This is a genomic window from Novosphingobium sp. PP1Y (genome assembly GCF_000253255.1).
Taxonomy (GTDB): domain Bacteria; phylum Pseudomonadota; class Alphaproteobacteria; order Sphingomonadales; family Sphingomonadaceae; genus Novosphingobium.
Genome location: NC_015580.1, coordinates 3453039 through 3467847, shown reverse-complemented (window position 1 = coordinate 3467847; position 14809 = coordinate 3453039). Strand labels below are relative to the sequence as shown.

Annotated in this window: 11 protein-coding genes and 1 pseudogene; 4 read left to right on the top strand and 8 right to left on the bottom strand. The window is 62.0% G+C overall.

Annotated features, from left to right (window positions below):
* The first annotated feature begins 48 nt into the window (after positions 1-48).
* Both PP1Y_RS22355 and PP1Y_RS22350 read left to right on the top strand, forming a co-directional pair.
* Positions 49-750, top strand: a complete 702-nt coding sequence (locus PP1Y_RS22355) for a hypothetical protein (RefSeq protein ID WP_148275046.1) — start codon at positions 49-51, stop codon at positions 748-750.
* Between the two features lie 3 nt (positions 751-753).
* Entirely contained in the window at positions 754-1848 is a 1095-nt protein-coding gene (locus PP1Y_RS22350) for a glycosyltransferase family 1 protein (RefSeq protein WP_013834211.1), read from the top strand.
* A gap of 195 nt (positions 1849-2043) precedes the next feature.
* Here the strand turns inward: PP1Y_RS22350 and PP1Y_RS22345 are convergent, their stop codons facing one another.
* The 3 genes from PP1Y_RS22345 to PP1Y_RS22335 are packed head-to-tail and all read right to left on the bottom strand — an operon-like array spanning position 2044 to position 5355.
* Positions 2044-3090, bottom strand: coding sequence for an amidohydrolase family protein (locus tag PP1Y_RS22345; RefSeq protein WP_013834210.1), 1047 nt, complete (start codon positions 3088-3090; stop codon positions 2044-2046).
* Entirely contained in the window at positions 3087-4379 is a 1293-nt protein-coding gene (locus PP1Y_RS22340; RefSeq protein ID WP_013834209.1) for a fumarylacetoacetate hydrolase family protein, read from the bottom strand. The genes PP1Y_RS22345 and PP1Y_RS22340 overlap by 4 nt, the downstream gene beginning before the upstream one ends.
* A complete protein-coding gene (locus PP1Y_RS22335) occupies positions 4369-5355 on the bottom strand; it encodes an MBL fold metallo-hydrolase (RefSeq protein WP_013834208.1) in 987 nt (328 codons plus the stop codon). Before PP1Y_RS22335 ends, PP1Y_RS22340 begins: the two co-directional genes overlap by 11 nt.
* Positions 5356-5535: 180 nt before the next feature.
* Here PP1Y_RS22335 and PP1Y_RS22330 point away from each other — a divergent pair, with 180 nt between their 5' ends.
* The gene (locus PP1Y_RS22330; RefSeq protein ID WP_232512520.1) at positions 5536-6084 is read left to right on the top strand and encodes a TetR/AcrR family transcriptional regulator; all 549 of its coding nucleotides are present in this window, start codon (positions 5536-5538) and stop codon (positions 6082-6084) included.
* 43 nt (positions 6085-6127) lie between these two features.
* On the opposite strand, the gene PP1Y_RS22325 is transcribed toward PP1Y_RS22330, so the two are convergent.
* The 5 genes from PP1Y_RS22325 to PP1Y_RS22305 all read right to left on the bottom strand — a co-directional run bounded on the left by PP1Y_RS22325 (position 6128) and on the right by PP1Y_RS22305 (position 13565).
* Positions 6128-7093, bottom strand: a complete 966-nt coding sequence (locus PP1Y_RS22325; RefSeq protein WP_013834206.1) for a fumarylacetoacetate hydrolase family protein — start codon at positions 7091-7093, stop codon at positions 6128-6130.
* A gap of 19 nt (positions 7094-7112) precedes the next feature.
* Positions 7113-8228 (bottom strand): FAD-dependent oxidoreductase, encoded by a 1116-nt coding sequence (locus tag PP1Y_RS22320; protein WP_013834205.1) that lies wholly within the window; start codon positions 8226-8228, stop codon positions 7113-7115.
* Complete coding sequence (locus PP1Y_RS22315; RefSeq protein ID WP_013834204.1) at positions 8225-9133, bottom strand: VOC family protein; 909 nt, start codon at positions 9131-9133, stop codon at positions 8225-8227. Before PP1Y_RS22315 ends, PP1Y_RS22320 begins: the two co-directional genes overlap by 4 nt.
* 26 nt (positions 9134-9159) lie before the next feature.
* On the bottom strand, positions 9160-11604 hold the full coding sequence (locus tag PP1Y_RS22310) for a TonB-dependent receptor (protein WP_013834203.1): 2445 nt from the start codon (positions 11602-11604) through the stop codon (positions 9160-9162).
* A gap of 377 nt (positions 11605-11981) precedes the next feature.
* Positions 11982-13565: a tannase/feruloyl esterase family alpha/beta hydrolase gene (locus PP1Y_RS22305; RefSeq protein WP_013834202.1), complete on the bottom strand. Its 1584-nt coding sequence runs from the start codon at positions 13563-13565 to the stop codon at positions 11982-11984.
* A 333-nt stretch (positions 13566-13898) separates the two neighbouring features.
* Here PP1Y_RS22305 and PP1Y_RS25550 point away from each other — a divergent pair.
* A pseudogene (locus PP1Y_RS25550) lies at positions 13899-14774 on the top strand (IS110 family transposase); the annotation flags it as partial.
* Positions 14775-14809: the final 35 nt, after the last annotated feature.

Sequence of the window (14809 nt, the reverse complement as noted above, 5' to 3'; positions counted from 1 at the left end):
TTTCTGGCGAGCGATCTTGGTGTCAACGAAGTGCGAGCCGAACGGGCGATGGACGAGGAAGTCGAAGTACACGGGCTCGGTATCGTCAAGCCGGCGCATCTGCCGCTGCCGATCATAGCGGGGCACTTTCCGCAGACATGGGCAACGATACGGTCCGCCCGCAGTTTCATTCTCACGCGACCTCCGCGCGATCGGTTCTTTTCGGCGCTGATGCAGCGACTTGGAGAATTCGCGGATATGCGATCGATCCGAGCCGACGACTTTCGAGTGCGTCAAGAAGCGGAGCATGTTTGCGCATGGCTTGATGGGCGCGATGACTTTGCCGATGTCGAGTACATCCACTTCTCACGGCAAGTGGACTATGCTGATCATGGCGGTGAGCGGATCGTTTCTGCGCTTTTCCCGCTCGAGCATATCGGCAGCGCTGCGCGTTGGTTGGCAATCGAGACCGGCCTGCACCTGGAATTCGCCCACGATCACGTCCGACGCGAGCCGCGCAAATGGGCAGGTGCACTTCAACCGGCCGCGCGAATGGTGGGGAGACGGGTCCTGCCCTTGGCACTAAAGAAGGCGATATATCCGCTCTGGAGGAACAGCGGCATTTTTGCCGACGCGGCAGGTCGGTATGACTTGATCGATCTCGGCCCGGATGTGGAGAGGTTCATATCGGACTATTATGCCGCGGATGTCCGTTTGCATGCCGAAGCTGTGGCCTTTGCCGAACGGCTGGAAATCAGGTCCGTGGCCTGAATCATGGTGGCCATTACGATCAACGGCAAATTCCTCGGTGCACCGCTCAACGGGGTGCATCGCACGGCGGCACTCTATGCGCGTGAATTGATCCGGCGGGCCGGGGAGGCACACCGGGTGCAGGTCCTCGCACCGCAGGGCGCGGAGGTGCCTGCCAGCTTCCGGGATCTCGCTCCCAGCGTGGCGAAGGGGGTGTTCGGCACCGGGCAGGGATGGGAAATGCTCACTTTGCCGGCCCGAGCACGTGGGCATTTGCTGGTGAACTTCTGCAATCTCGCTCCCCTTGCCCATGGCAATTCGGTGGTCATGATTCACGATGCGCAGACTTTCCTCTATCCTGACGATTACAGCGGGCGGCAGGCGCGGGCCTATCGCGTGCTTCTGCCCCGCATTGCGCGGCGTGCGCGCAAGATCCTTACCGTGTCGCACTTCGCGCGGGAATCGTTGATCGCGCACGGCATCGGTGCGGCAACGAAGATCGAGGTCGTTCACAACGGGACCAACCATATCCTCGCGGAGGCGGAAGATGCATCCGTCCTGCGCCGCCATGGTCTGCTGCCCGGCGGCTACTTGCTGACGATCGGATCGACCAAGGTCTACAAGAATCTGCGCTGTGTGTTCGATGCCATGGCCTCGCCCTTGCCGGGGGGGCAGAGGCTGGTCGTCGCTGGTGGCCCTGACGAGGTGGATTACCGGCGTGCTGGCTGGAGGCCGCCCGAAGGGACGATTTTCACCGGTTTCGTCTCCGACAGCGAACTGCGCGCGCTTTACGGCTCGGCAGGCGCTTTCGTCTTCCCTTCCTTGACCGAAGGGTTCGGGCTGCCGCCGGTCGAAGCCATGCACTGCAATACCCCGGTGGTGGCGGCTCGTGCTGGCGCAATGCCGGAAGTCTGCGGCGACGCGGCCCTGCTGGTCGAAGCGGACGATCCTCAGGCCTATCGGGAGGCGATCCTGACCTTGTTGGAGGATACCGAATTGGCGGAGCGCCAGCGCTCGCGCGGCCGCCATCGAGCTGCGGCGCTATCGTGGGAAGCCGCCGGCTCGCGTTTGGCCGAGTTGGTCACCGCGCTGGTTCCGGCAGGGCCAGGACGCACGTGATGGCGGCATCTGGTCGGGCCAGCGGGATTCGGCCGAAATGTCTAATCGCCGCGTCGATGAGCGTATCGGTCTCGACAAATTCCTGCGCCATCCCTTGTCGCGCTGTGCCGCTTTGCTACACACCTGCGCAATTAGGTCGATCATGACTTTTGAGCACGGGATGTTGGTACTTGCCCATGCCCCGGTCAATCAGTCTCACGTCACCTCCAGTCCCAGCAGGGCGGCTGCATTGAGGCCGAGGATTTTGGCCCGGTCAGCAGCGTCGAGCCTTGCATGGAAATCTACAGGATCGGGCTCTGACATATCGAAGGGGTAATCGGTGCCAAGGCACAGCTTGTCCGCGCCATGGGTGCGCACAAGGTTGTCCAGTTCGTCCCGGTCGAAAACCAGTGTGTCGAGCCAGAGTTTGCGCAGATAGCTGGAGGGCGGGTGCTGACAATGTTCGCTGCAATCGCCGCGTGCGCGCCATCCATGATCCATGCGGCCCCAATAACCTGGGATATAGCCCCCTCCGTGGGCCACGCAGATGCGCAGGCCCGGATAACGGTCCAGAACGCCGCCGAAGATCATGTGGCCGATTGCCAGCGTGGATTCGAGGGGATTGCCGATCAGGTTATTGAAGTAATACTCGCTCATCCGCTGCGCGTGCGTGAAGCCGAGTGGATGGATGAAGATGAGAACACCCAGTTCTTCGGCGGCGGCCCAGAAGGGGCGCAGCGCTTCGGCATGAAAGTCCATGCCGTTCACGTTGGTGCTGATCTCGATCCCACGCAGGTCCAGATCCTTGACGCAGCGCCGCATTTCCGTGACAGCCATCTCGACATTCTGCAGCGGAACCGAGCCCATAGCGACGAACCGGTCCGGATGTTGCGCGACCGCCTGTGCCATCCCGTCATTGACGGCGCGAGCCGCATCGCGGCCGGTTTCGGCGTCGGTGAAGTAGAAGTACTGCCCCGGACTGGGCGAGATGGCCTGCACGTCGATACCCAGTCGGTCCATGTCCTCGAGGCGGGTGTCCAGCGTGTTGAGAGTGCGCCCGATGCTGGCGAACTGGGCGCGGTTGACTTCAGCGGTCTTGGCGCTGGTGAAATCGTTGATGCCGGGAGGCGGTCCCGGATACTTCGCCTGAACTATGGCGTCTGCGGCAGGAATGCCGAGGTGGCAATGAATGTCGACGACCAGGTGCTTGCCTCGCGCGTGCACGGGGATCGGCTTGCGCTCGCCGCAAGTGAAAAGGGTCATGTAAAACTCCGTGCTGGGTGAATGGTGCCCGCGCAAGGGCCAAATCCTATGGGTACGAAGCCCTCGGCCATGGCGCGGCCGCGCAGGGTCAACGTGTCGCCATCTTCCAGCATCGTGCGTTCGCTGCCGTCGGGTAGGCGGATCGGCGCCCCGCCGCGCAAGGTGATCTCGGCAAGGCAGGCGCGGGCTTCATCCTGCGGGCCGGAGACGGTTCCGGTAGCGATAAGGTCGCCCGTTTCCAGCGGAGTGCCATTCGAGCCTTGATGCGCAACCATCTGGGTCAGGGTCCAGAACAGGTCGCGCAGATTGCTGCGCGAAATTCGCTGCGAAACGCCCGTATTATTGGAGAGCTCGGCGGTGAGTTCGACGCAGATTGCGCCTCGCGCCTGATCGTCAGGACAGAGCAGGTGGGCAGGAACGGGCGCTTCCGTTTCAGCGCGCCCGCGAGCGGCTACGCGAAAGGGTGCGAGCGCTTCCATGGTCACGATCCAGGGGCTGATGGTGGTGGCGAACGATTTTCCCAGATGCGGGCCGAGGATGGACTCGAAGAACTGGATGCCGCGCGCAGACCAGTCATTGACGAGACAGCAGCCGAATAGCGATGCATGCGCATCGGCCATGCCCACCGGTTCTCCCAAGGCTTTGCCCGCCCGCAGCCAAGCGCCGAATTCCAGTTCGAAATCGAGCATCGGCTCCGGGCCGAATCTGACTGCGCCGCTGCCCGTTGGCAATTCGTACTGGCCGCTGGGGCGCACGACCGGTTTCCCGCTGACTGCGACTGAACTGGCGCGCCCGTTATAGGCGACCGGCAGGCTCATTGCCGCGAGCTTGGGTGGGGCGCCGCCCATGCGGACAATGTGGTCGATGGACGTGCAGAAATCAGTAAAGGCTGTGGGTTTGAGCGGCAGCAGCAATTCTGCCTCGGCCATGGGCACCAGCATGTTCTGCAGGATGTTCGGATCGCCGCCGCCGCCCCGGCGGAAAAGGTCTGAGAGGCGCGCGCGCAAGGCGCTGACCGCCGCGGGCTCGCAAGACAGCAGAGGTGCGAGTGTTTCCCCCGATGCCGCGCTTGCTGCGTTCGACGCCAGACCATCGATCAGGCCACTTTCAAGCAGAGCATCAAGGTCTATGATCGCATCGCCCAGCGCTACGCCGCCTCGCGTCCGGCCGGCTGAACGAAAGAGGCCGAACGGCAGGTTCTGGATCGGAAAATCGGTATCGTCGGAATTGGCGGATGCGAACCATGATCGACGTGCGGGATCATGCGTTTCGTTCAGATCAATGGTCATGACCGCAGCCGTCAGCATGCGCCGCCAATTCACGGCTGTAGCGTCCCATCTCGCCGAACAGGTCGCGCGCATCCTCGGGCGGCATCTCCACGCCCCATTGGCGATAGAGCGAAAAGACATTGGCGACGATCCGTTCAGGATCGGTCCAGCCGCGATATTCGCGCATATTAATGTCGCGCGCGGTTTCCTTCCAGCCCATCCCCGCCTCATAACGCTTGCGGGTCTCCTCGCGAACGTATTCGAAATAGGCCTTCAGGCTGGCGACAGCCGACTTGTCCGTGATCGGCCCATGACCGGGCACGACCACCTGCGGGTCAAGCGTGATAATATGGTCGCAGGCGGCGATCCAGTTCTCTACGGGGCCTTCCCACATGATCGGGTGGCCTTCGTTGAACAGCAGGTCGCCGGTGAAAACCACGCGATCGTCGGGAATCCACAGGATTGTATCCGAGGTTGTGTGCGCCGGGCCGAGGTCGACGAGGTCCACCTGCTTGTCGCCCACGCTCAACGTCAGCCGATGCTCGAATGTGCGCGTCGGCATGGCAACGGAGTCCAGGTCGGTCCAGTCGAACTTGCGGCCCATCGTCTCATAGAGGAAGGCGCCCGCATCACCCATCTTTTCCCAGTTGTCGGGCAGGCTGGCGAATTGCTGCGGGTTGAAATCGGCCATCTCGCGTGCGGTTTCGCGCGTGGCGATGATTTCGGCGCCTTCGACCAGTCCGTTGCCGACGAAATGATCGGGGTTGGCATGGGTGTTGACCAGTCTGTCTATATGATCTCCCCCCGGTACGCGGGCAAAATCATTCAGCATGTCGCGGGTGAGCGACCGGCTCATCAATGTATCGACCAGTAGCGTTTCGCCGCGTGATGCGATCAGGCCGGCATTGGACCAGCCCCAGGTGCCGTCGGGTTGAACATAGCCGTAAACGCCGTTGCCGATATCATGTACGCCTTGCGTGAATGGCCAATTCGCCATTGGATGCCTCCTTCATCTGCGCCGACTCTAGCGCCTTAATTCCTGTTCACAAGAATAATGTTTGCGTCTAGCGTCCGCGACATGACGACCAGGAAATCGAAGAAGCGCGGACAGGGGCGACCGATCGCCTCCGAGAACGGCGTAGGGCGCGATGCGTTGATCGCAGCTACGTGCAAGCTATTGCAGGATCTGCCTCCCGCGCAAGTCACGATCGCCGCGGTCGGGCGCGAGGCCGGCGTCGATCCCGCATTGATCCGCTATTATTTCGGCAATCGCGAATCCCTGCTTTTCGAAGTCGCGCAGCGGCTCGCCCATCCGACTGAAGACCTGAGCAGCGACGCCGATATCGACCCGGTCAACCAGTTGGAAGCGTTCATTCACGCCGCCTTCGCCTTCACCCGATCGGCTAAATACATGCAGCGGCTGATGACGGATGAACTGAGCGAGGCGAAATCGCCGGAGATCCGTCAGAAGCTGCGCGAATGGCAGAAGCGGCCGGTTTCCGTCTACGAGGCTATCAAGCAGCGCGATGATGGTGACTCCCTGGCGGACTACGATCCGCTCTTTCTCCATCTCGCGATCGTCGGCATGAGTGACTTCTTCCATTCCGGCGCATCCGTGGTGAAGATGCTGGCGCCCGAGGGGGAGGACCTCGCAGAGCTGGAGAAGCGCTACGAGGCCTTTGTCGTGCGTGTTCTGCTGGACGGGTTGCGCCGGCGCGAGTCCTGAGCCAACCGGACCTCGCACGAAGGCGACTTGTGGCCTGGCCCGCTCACGGCATCTCTTCGGCAACGCAGGGATTGCGCTGGCTGCCAAGTCCCGTGATGCTGCCTTCCATCACATCGCCCGGCTGCAGGAAGACCCCGAAGGCAGAGCCATTACCATAGGGAGAACCGGTGCAGAGGAGGTCGCCGGGCTGAAGCACGACCCGTTCGGACAGGAAGGCGATCTGGCGTTCGATACTGATCATCATGTCGGCCGTGCTCTCGTCCTGATAGACTCTGCCATTCACCGACAGTCGGATGCCGAGATTGTACGGGTCTGCGATAGCCTGCTTCGGCACGATCAGCGGACCGAAGGGAAGAAAGGTCGGAAAGCTCTTGCCCGATAGCCAATCCGGTCCGATCGCGGAACCGTCACGGCGAAACAGGAGTTCGCGCGCCGTGATGTCGTTGACCACGGCAAAGCCGGCGACGTAGTCCATGGCATTCTCGGGCGTCACGTGGCGGCAACGCTTGCCGATTACCACGCCCAGTTCCAGCTCCCAGTCCGGCTTCTCGACATTGTGGGGCAGGATCACCGTGTCATTCGGACCGATCACGCTCGACGGCAGCTTGATGAAACAGAAGGGCGTGGCGGTCGCAGCCTTTGCGTCCATCACTTTCTCGGCATTGGCACGTATTTCCTCTGGAGTCATGTTCTCCTGCTCGGCCGTTCGCATCGAGGGATCGCCCATCATCAGGCCGACCACGTGCTTGCGGTAATTGGCCCCGGCGCAGAATACCTGCCGGGGAATGAAGGGCGCGAGCGCAGCGCGCTCGTCGAAGCGAACCGCATCGGCCCAGAGGCTTTCGTCCAACCCTTCGATGGCTGCGCAGGTCGCATCCCAGTCGTCGAGAAGGGCCAGAAGATCGTCCTTCAGGCCGTGCCGGGCGAGTGGCAGGGCCTTGCCGTCCCGGACCAGGACGGGCTGCGCCTTGCCGTCCAGCGCCAGAGTCGCCAGTCCAAAGTCGCTCATGTCAAACTCCCGGGATCACCTAATAGGCCTGTTGGAGCTGGGCCATGGTGGTGCCCAGCATTCTGTTGGCTTCGACCTGGTCGCCTCCGGTCATTTCGATCTCGCCAATGCGCACCGAGTTTTCCACTACGAGCCGCGCGCGCTCGATCCGCCGGGCCACGAAGGCTGCCAGCGCCGTCGCGATATCGTCGTGCCGTCCCAGTTCATCGGCGAGCACCAGCCCGTCCTCTACTGCCATGCCCGCGCCCGATGCCATGTGCGGCGTCGTTGCATGGACGGCATCGCCGATCAGCACGACGCGACCCTTGTGCCAGGGTTCGTCGAGCAGCAGCCATTCGAGTGGACGATAGTTGACCAACGACTGCGGCCCCAGGCCCTCGCGTACCTCGGTGACGTAACTCCCGAACGGGGCCAGCAGGTCCTTCAGGTGATCGACGAGCATATCCTCTGAAAACCAGGGATTATTCGGTACATGCTCGAGGACAAACATGTACATGTCCGTGTCGGAGACCGGGTTGAAACCCACCTTGACCGGACCGCCGAAGAACATTTCAGCACGGTCGAACCCCGCCGGACGCGGAGCGATGGCGCGCCAGCAACCTTGCCCGGTAAAGCGTGGTGCAGGGGCCTTGGGGAAGACAGTCTGACGCGTCTGGGAGTTGATGCCGTCTGCGCCGATGACCAGATCGTATCGGCCAGCAGCGCCATCGTCGAAGCGAACGTCGACGCCCTCGCTGTCATCCTCGAGCCGATCCACGCGCACACCCAGGCGCACTGCGATGTCTTCCGCCCGCACCCGCGCGGACAGGATGTCATGCAGTACGGGCCTCATGATCCCGCCGCCCGACTGGATCGGCGCCGGGTTTTCCGGCACCGGGGACTCGAACAGGACCGTGCCGTCCGGAGCGCGTCCGCGCATCCCGGCTCCGACGTGCCCGCGCTCGCGCACTTCATCCAGGATGCCCAGATCGTCGAAAGCCCGCAGCGACAGTCCCGTGACGCTGATGCCCGCACCGTAAACCCGCCAGTTCGGATCCGCGTCGATCAATTCGACAGTGACGCCCTGGCGAGCCAGCGCAAGTGCGGCCGTCATGCCGCCAATGCCGCCGCCGATGACCAGCGCAGTCGCAATCATGCCGGCACCTGCCACAGGCCCTTGTCCGGCGCCATTTCCGCATGGGGGCGATTGCCCGGGATGATGCGCCCGGTGCCCCACTGGTCCATTACCTCCAGGCCCGGTTTGTAGACGGTGGGCTGCCAGCTTTCCTCGTCCACCGTTTCGAGATCGGAGGTGTATTCGACAGTGTTGTCGTTGGGCGTCGAGTAGTAGCTGAAGGTGTTGTTACCGGCGGTGTGCCGGCCCGGCCCCCACTGTAGATGGACGCCCGCCTGTGTCATGCGTCCGAGCCCCTTCATCAGTGCGTCGATGGAGGCGACATCGAAGGCGATGTGGTTGAGCGCGGGCGGGCCGGGCAGGATCGCGAGGCGATGATGGGCCGGATTGCAGCGCAGGAAGACCATGAAGTCTCCCAGCCAGTCCGACAGACGGAAGCCAAGAACTTCGCGATACCAGCGTTCCAGCTCCGCATGCTGCGGTGAGTGCAGGACGACATGGCTGATCTGCAGCGGGATCGCCTCATGCTCATCGACTTTGCGTATTGCGCGCGGAGTTGTATCCGCAACGATCTCCAGCGCGCGGCCATCGGGATCGAAGAAGCGAAAGGCGTATCCGCCACCCGGACCGGCGGCCGGACCGGGTTCGGTAATGATTTTTGCGCCCGCTGCCTTCACTTGCGCAAACAATGCGTCGAGATCGGGCCTGCTGTTGGCGGTGAAGCCGATCAGGTCGGTCTTCTTTTCTTCGTCCTCCCGCAGCCGGATCACATAGGGGTGAGGGGAGGCGGCGGTGGCGAAATAGACCTTGCCATCCACCTCAGCGACTTCCTCGAGGCCCCAGGTCTTGCTGAAGAAAGTCCGCTCCGCCGCGAGATTGGGCACGGCAAGCGCGACATATTGAAGATCGTTTACTGATACTGTCATTTCGGTCCTCTCAGGACGGGTTACCCTCAATAGTGGAAGCTGGCGCGAAGTCCGTAAGTGCGCGGCTGTTCGGCATCGGCTACGTATAGGTCGGCGCTGTTGATAACCCCGTTCACCAGGCGCCGACTGTCCGTGACATTGAATGCGTAAGCTGTGATCGACCACCGATCGCTTGCCTCGGCCAGGGTGGCGGACAGTGTGGTGACGAAATTGCTCTTGCTCTTGAGGAAAGGCAGGTAATCGGCACTGAAGTAGGTGGAACTGCGGTAGCGCGTTCCGGCCTGCAGCACGAGCTTGAGGTCGCCGAGCGGCACGGTCTGTTCGCCGTTGACCGTGAAGGACCACCGCGGCGCGTTGAAGGCCTGCCGTCCCGAGCAATCGATCTCGAAGACGTTGACTACGGAACCGCCAGGCGTGGTTTGCGTCGTTGGGCTGTAGCCGCAGGCCGTCTTGGGCGGCAGGCCCTGATTCGGCGCATAATAGACGAAGCTGTCGTATTTCGTGTCCAGATATTGGACGCTACCGGAAAGCAGCGTATCGGGCGTTGCCTGGAACTCAACATCGAGATCGACGCCCTTGATCGTACTGGTGCCGATGTTCCGGGTCAGCAGCACGGTCGAGGGCGGATCGCCCAGATCGTATCCGAACTGGCTGAATTGCTGGTTGCGATATTTCCAGAGGAACGCCTCGACATTCAGCTGCAGGCGATTGCCAAGGAAGCGGTTCTTCGAACCGAGCGTATAGGCGTCGAGCGTTTCGGGTTCATAGCTGTCCAGCCCCCGCGCAAACGAGAATCCGCCTGCATGATAGCCGGTTTCGAAGCTCGCATAGACCATGTTGCTGGGCGAAAAATCGTACTGCGCCGCAAGTCGGTAGGTGAACTTGTTGTCCTTCAGGGACGAATTGATGACGATGGGCGAGCGCAACACGAATGGCGCCGTTTGGGAACCGCCGATGGCATCGGGCAAGACGAAGAGCGGAACTGACGTGACCGGGATACCTGCCGCGCCATAGAAGCTCTCGACCTCAGCGCCGCTGGTTGCGAGCGGCATGAACGGCAGCGTCGGACAGCTATTGCCCAATGCAGGATTGCCGCAGAACAGGATATAGACGTTCGAGGTGCCGTCGAAGGACTTGCGATCCGATGTATAGCGTCCCGCTGCCGTCAGGCTCAGCCGTTCGACGGGACGAAAGGTGACTTTGCCGAAGCCCGCCCAGGATTTGGTGTGCGTATCGAACTGTTGGAAGGGCGAAAGCGTCCACTGGTTATAGTAGGCCGTGGCGCCGATCTTCTCATCGAAATATATGCCGCCAAGCAGGTAGTCGATCTGAGGGCTGGCCTGTCCCGCCCAGCGCGCCTCGATGCTTGCCTGACGATCGTCTTCCTTCGAGCCGCCCTCGCGGAATATGTTGGCGAAGCGGTAATCGATGTGCGCCTCGCGCCAGGCGGGCTGGATTGTCAGGGTGCCGATATCGGTCTTGTAGTTGAGTTCCGCCGTCACGCCCCAGTAGTCGTTGTCGTTCGACGGCGTGCCATCGCTTACCGCACCTGCGCGACCGACTTGCGGGATGTACCGTGAGGCGAGGTATGCCTGGGATGCCGGATCGCCCAGGCCTTGCAGGCTCGAGAAGCCCGATCGCGTGTATTCGTAGCCGGCAAATCCGTTCGGACCGAAGGTCGGATCCACGGAGCCGACATAATAGCTCGAGGAACTGGCGCCGCCCTGATGGGCATAGTCGGCGGCAATGCGCAGATCCAGTTGCGGGTCAGGCTCGGCATAGATCTGGAAGCGAGCACCATATTCCCGCTGGTTGCCGGTGCCATCGCTCATGAACGCGTCGTGCCGGGACAGCGTACCCGCCAATCGCATGGCCACCGCTTCGCCCGCTGGGACATTGACCGCGGCTTGGGCGGTCCACCAGTTGTAGTTGCCATAGCCGATAGTGGCGTCGGCGCCGACCTCGCCGAGGCGCGGCTTGTTAGGGATCACGTTTATCGCGCCGCCGGTCGCATTGCGGCCGTAGAGCGTACCTTGCGGCCCCTTGAGCACTTCGACCCGTGCGAGATCGTAGAACATGCCGGAGGTGGAGCTGGGGCGGCCGATATAGACCCCATCGTAGTTGAACGCGATTGCCGGGTCAGAATAGGCGTTCACCGTGTTGTTGCCGACGCCGCGCACATAGAAAGTAGTCGTGCCGCCCGCGCCGCCGACGGTGGCGAGCGCCGGAGAGGTGCGGGACAAGTCCTCCGCCCGCGTCACGATCTGCTGACGAAGGTCCGCGCTCGTTACCACATCGACCGGCAAGGGCGCCTTTTGAGCGCTCTGGCTGACGCGCTGGGCAGTGACCACGATCTCCTCCAGACCTCCTAGTGGAGCCTGTGCATTGCTCTCCTGCGCGACAGCAATCTGCGGCAGCACCATGGTCGTGCAAATCGCAAGTGCAGACACGCTACGATGTAAGACGTTCATCCCACTCTCCCCTCTGCTTCCACCACATTATTCCTTGGTGAATGAATTATTTATTCCCGCTATCATGAATAATGAGCCCGATCAACACCGAATTTATCCGCCCGGACGCCCTCCCGGGCCCGGCGGGTTCGGTTCGGCAAAGGTCCTCATCGAGCCCTTGCGCTGTCATATTTTCAGCGAAGTTCCGCCCGATTCACTGCAGCCGTTTCAGGATGCGATAATGCAGTGGGCGCAATTACGACGTGGCCCGCAGCGAAGAGGACAGTCGCACTGCGGGGCCGCTGGGACGGCTGCGAGTGGCGAAAACAGGAAGGCGGCTTCATGTCCTCGCGGTTGCCAGGACCCGAAGCCACCCGCTCAGCTATCTTTGCGCTGCTTCACAGATCGTCGGACATGCCGCAGGTAAAACTGGTGGCCGACGATGGATCGCCATTGCCGTCATATTGCGCAACCCATGGATAAGCACAGAGCGGCCGTTCCATCGGTGCGCGTGGCGGGGCGGGCGGTTGTCCCGGAAAGGTTACGGCCCGGGTCGGGCGCGTGGCGGCGATCCGATCGGGCGCATTGCCGGTTTCCGCCCATTCGTCGATAGTGCCGAGCGTGTCGAATTCGCTCGGGCCCTCGCCGCCCGAACAGTGGTCCATGCCGGGCGCCATGAACAGGCGAAGTTGGTCCTGCGCGACTTCCTGCGGGAGCGCTGAGTAGAGGTCCCGATAGAAGCGTAGAGTATTGGTTGCCGGGATCAGTCCATCGGTCCAGCCGTGGCTCAATAGCAGCTTGCCTCCGCGCGCGAAGAACTGACCGAGCCCGTCCGAAGGCACATTGAGTATACCGGCGCCGAACTGGCGCGCGTCGTTCGCCAAGGTGCGATAATCGGTCGCACGCCAATCCCAACGATCGCTTCCGCCATAGACCAGGTCGCGGAAATAGCTCATCGCAACGGGGAAAGGCTCGGTGCCCATGACCAGTGCGGCAAGCTGCATTTCCGAACCGATTGGCCAGCCTGTCAACAACTGCGTACCGTCCGTGGCGCGCACTCCGCCATAGAAGTTGCCAATGGCGGAAACCTGACCTGCGCTCAGGCAGCCTTTTGTCTGCCCGGGTTTGCACTGCAGGCTGGTAGGGGTGAAGCTGCATTGCTGCGGCCGGCCGATCAACCCATCCTCGACCCCATCCAGCGTATCGCATTGCGCGACTGCGGCGGCGTGAACCATTCCCAGATCGGCGGGCGTGATCTGCACATTGAAGCGCTGCGGCTGCCAGCCCTGCCACATGCTCTGGGTCATCAGGTCAGTCATCGGATTGGCCGGAGCCATGGCGCTTATCGCGTCGAAATCCTCCGGATAGCGATGGGCGGCCATAAGGCCCTGCCTGCCGCCCGTCGAGCAGGAGTTCCAAAAGGAAAGATCCGGCGCGCGGCCATAGAACGCCTTGATTACCTGTTTGGCCGCGACGGTCGTCACATGTACCGCACGGTAGCCGAAGTCGATCAGCTTTTCCGGATGTCCCACGGCCCATTCGGCCGTCATGCCATTACCGACATGGCCCGTGTCGGTAGCGGCCGTGGCATAGTTGCGCGCAATATTGCGGCCCAGTTCCGCGAAGCTGATAGAGCCGGCCCAAATACCATTGCCGACCCCGGCGTATTTGCCGTTCCAGCCTTTGAGCGGCAGCCAGACCTCGCTATTGATGTCCGAGTCCGACGAAGGCGCCAGCCTCAGGCGCACGCGGCAAAAGGCGGGCGCATCCGAATAGCTTGCTGCGGCAACGCCGGGCGGCAGACCGGAGCCGGCAGGCGGCTCGAAATCTCCTTTGGAGACGATCTCGGCGCTGGTGACCTTGCCATCCTGAATGGCGAGACTGGCCAGGTCCGCACAGGCCGCCTGGGCCGGGTCTGCGAGGGCCAGCGCGCAAGTCGAGGCAGTGATGGCAAGAATGCCCTTGGTATGTAAAATCGTCACTGCGGTCTCCCGGCTTTCTCGGCCTCGGCTGCTTGTTTCATCCGTACAAAGGTCATTTGGCAGTCCGTATCGGCTGCGCACATTCCTTCGGCATGAGAGTTCAAGCGATAGTTAGTTCGAGGGTCCGCCCCAGAGGAAGTGACAAATTGTACAAGGTGTCTCCACAGCTTATGTTCGAGAGGCGTGCGCTGCCCGCGCAGGACACGCGATAGAGGAACTTGCCGACCATTCAGATGAATAGCCCCAAGACCGTATGTTCGTGCGGTGAAGTTGGCCCGCCCTCGGAGTAAGCAGGAAACGGGGGTTACGCCGGACGGGCCGGCGCCTATCCCCATGCTTAGGCGAGGGCGAACCATGCACGAGTATAGCGAACTTTTCATCGGACTCGATACATCGAAAGCGAAGATCTCGGTTGCGGTCGCGGAAAAGGAGCGGAACGGCGAAGTCCGTTTCTTCGGCGATATTTCAGCCGAACCGACATCGGTTGCATCGATGGTGGCCAAGTTGGCAAAGCGCGGGGCCGAGCTTCACTTCTGCTATGAGGCTGGCCCGACCGGGTACGATCTTTACCGCCAGATTATCGCGCTGGGACATGCGTGCCAGGTCGTTGCGCCATCCCTTATTCCCAAGCGTCCGGGCGATCGAGTGAAGACCAATCGACGCGATGCAGTCAGCCTGGCACGGCTGCATCGCGCCGGAGAGTTGACTGGTGTGTGGGTTCCGGACGAAGCGCATGAAGCTGTGCGAGACCTTGTCCGTGCCCGTGAGTGCGCTCACGACGCGCTAAAGAAAGCACGCCAGCAGCTTCAGTCATTCTTGCTGCGCCGTGGCCGGATATATCCCGGCCGCTCGCCTTGGACACGGGCCCATTTTCGATGGCTGGCGGCGCAAAGCTTCACCCATCCTACCCATCACATAGTCCTAGCCGAATATATCCAGGCCATTGAGGATGCGGCCATCCGTGAAGACCGGCTGACAAAACAGGTCGCGGAGGTAGTTGCGTCCTGGTCCATGGCGCCTGTCGTGGAGGCCTATCAGGCAATGCGCGGCATTGCGTTAATCGCAGCGGTCACCTTTGTCGTGGAAATCGGCGACATACGACGCTTCGAAACAGCGCCGCAGTTGATGGCATACCTCGGGCTTGTTCCATCCGAGAGTTCAACTGGCGAGCAGGTGAAGCGCGGCGGCATTGCCAAGGCCGGCAATAGGCGAGCACGCTGCGTGCTAATCGAAGGTGCATGGAC

Excerpts from the sequence above, each read along its gene's own strand:
- PP1Y_RS22345 (WP_013834210.1), bottom strand. The coding sequence starts at position 3,090 with ATGACCCTTTTCACTTGCGGCGAGCGCAAGCCGATCCCCGTGCACGCG.
- PP1Y_RS22335 (WP_013834208.1), bottom strand. The coding sequence starts at position 5,355 with ATGGCGAATTGGCCATTCACGCAAGGCGTACATGATATCGGCAACGGC.
- PP1Y_RS22320 (WP_013834205.1), bottom strand. The coding sequence starts at position 8,228 with ATGATTGCGACTGCGCTGGTCATCGGCGGCGGCATTGGCGGCATGACG.
- PP1Y_RS22340 (WP_013834209.1), bottom strand. The coding sequence starts at position 4,379 with ATGACCATTGATCTGAACGAAACGCATGATCCCGCACGTCGATCATGG.
- PP1Y_RS22310 (WP_013834203.1), bottom strand. The coding sequence starts at position 11,604 with ATGAACGTCTTACATCGTAGCGTGTCTGCACTTGCGATTTGCACGACC.
- PP1Y_RS22315 (WP_013834204.1), bottom strand. The coding sequence starts at position 9,133 with ATGACAGTATCAGTAAACGATCTTCAATATGTCGCGCTTGCCGTGCCC.
- PP1Y_RS22325 (WP_013834206.1), bottom strand. The coding sequence starts at position 7,093 with ATGAGCGACTTTGGACTGGCGACTCTGGCGCTGGACGGCAAGGCGCAG.
- PP1Y_RS22355 (WP_148275046.1), top strand. The coding sequence starts at position 49 with ATGGACGAGGAAGTCGAAGTACACGGGCTCGGTATCGTCAAGCCGGCG.
- PP1Y_RS22350 (WP_013834211.1), top strand. The coding sequence starts at position 754 with ATGGTGGCCATTACGATCAACGGCAAATTCCTCGGTGCACCGCTCAAC.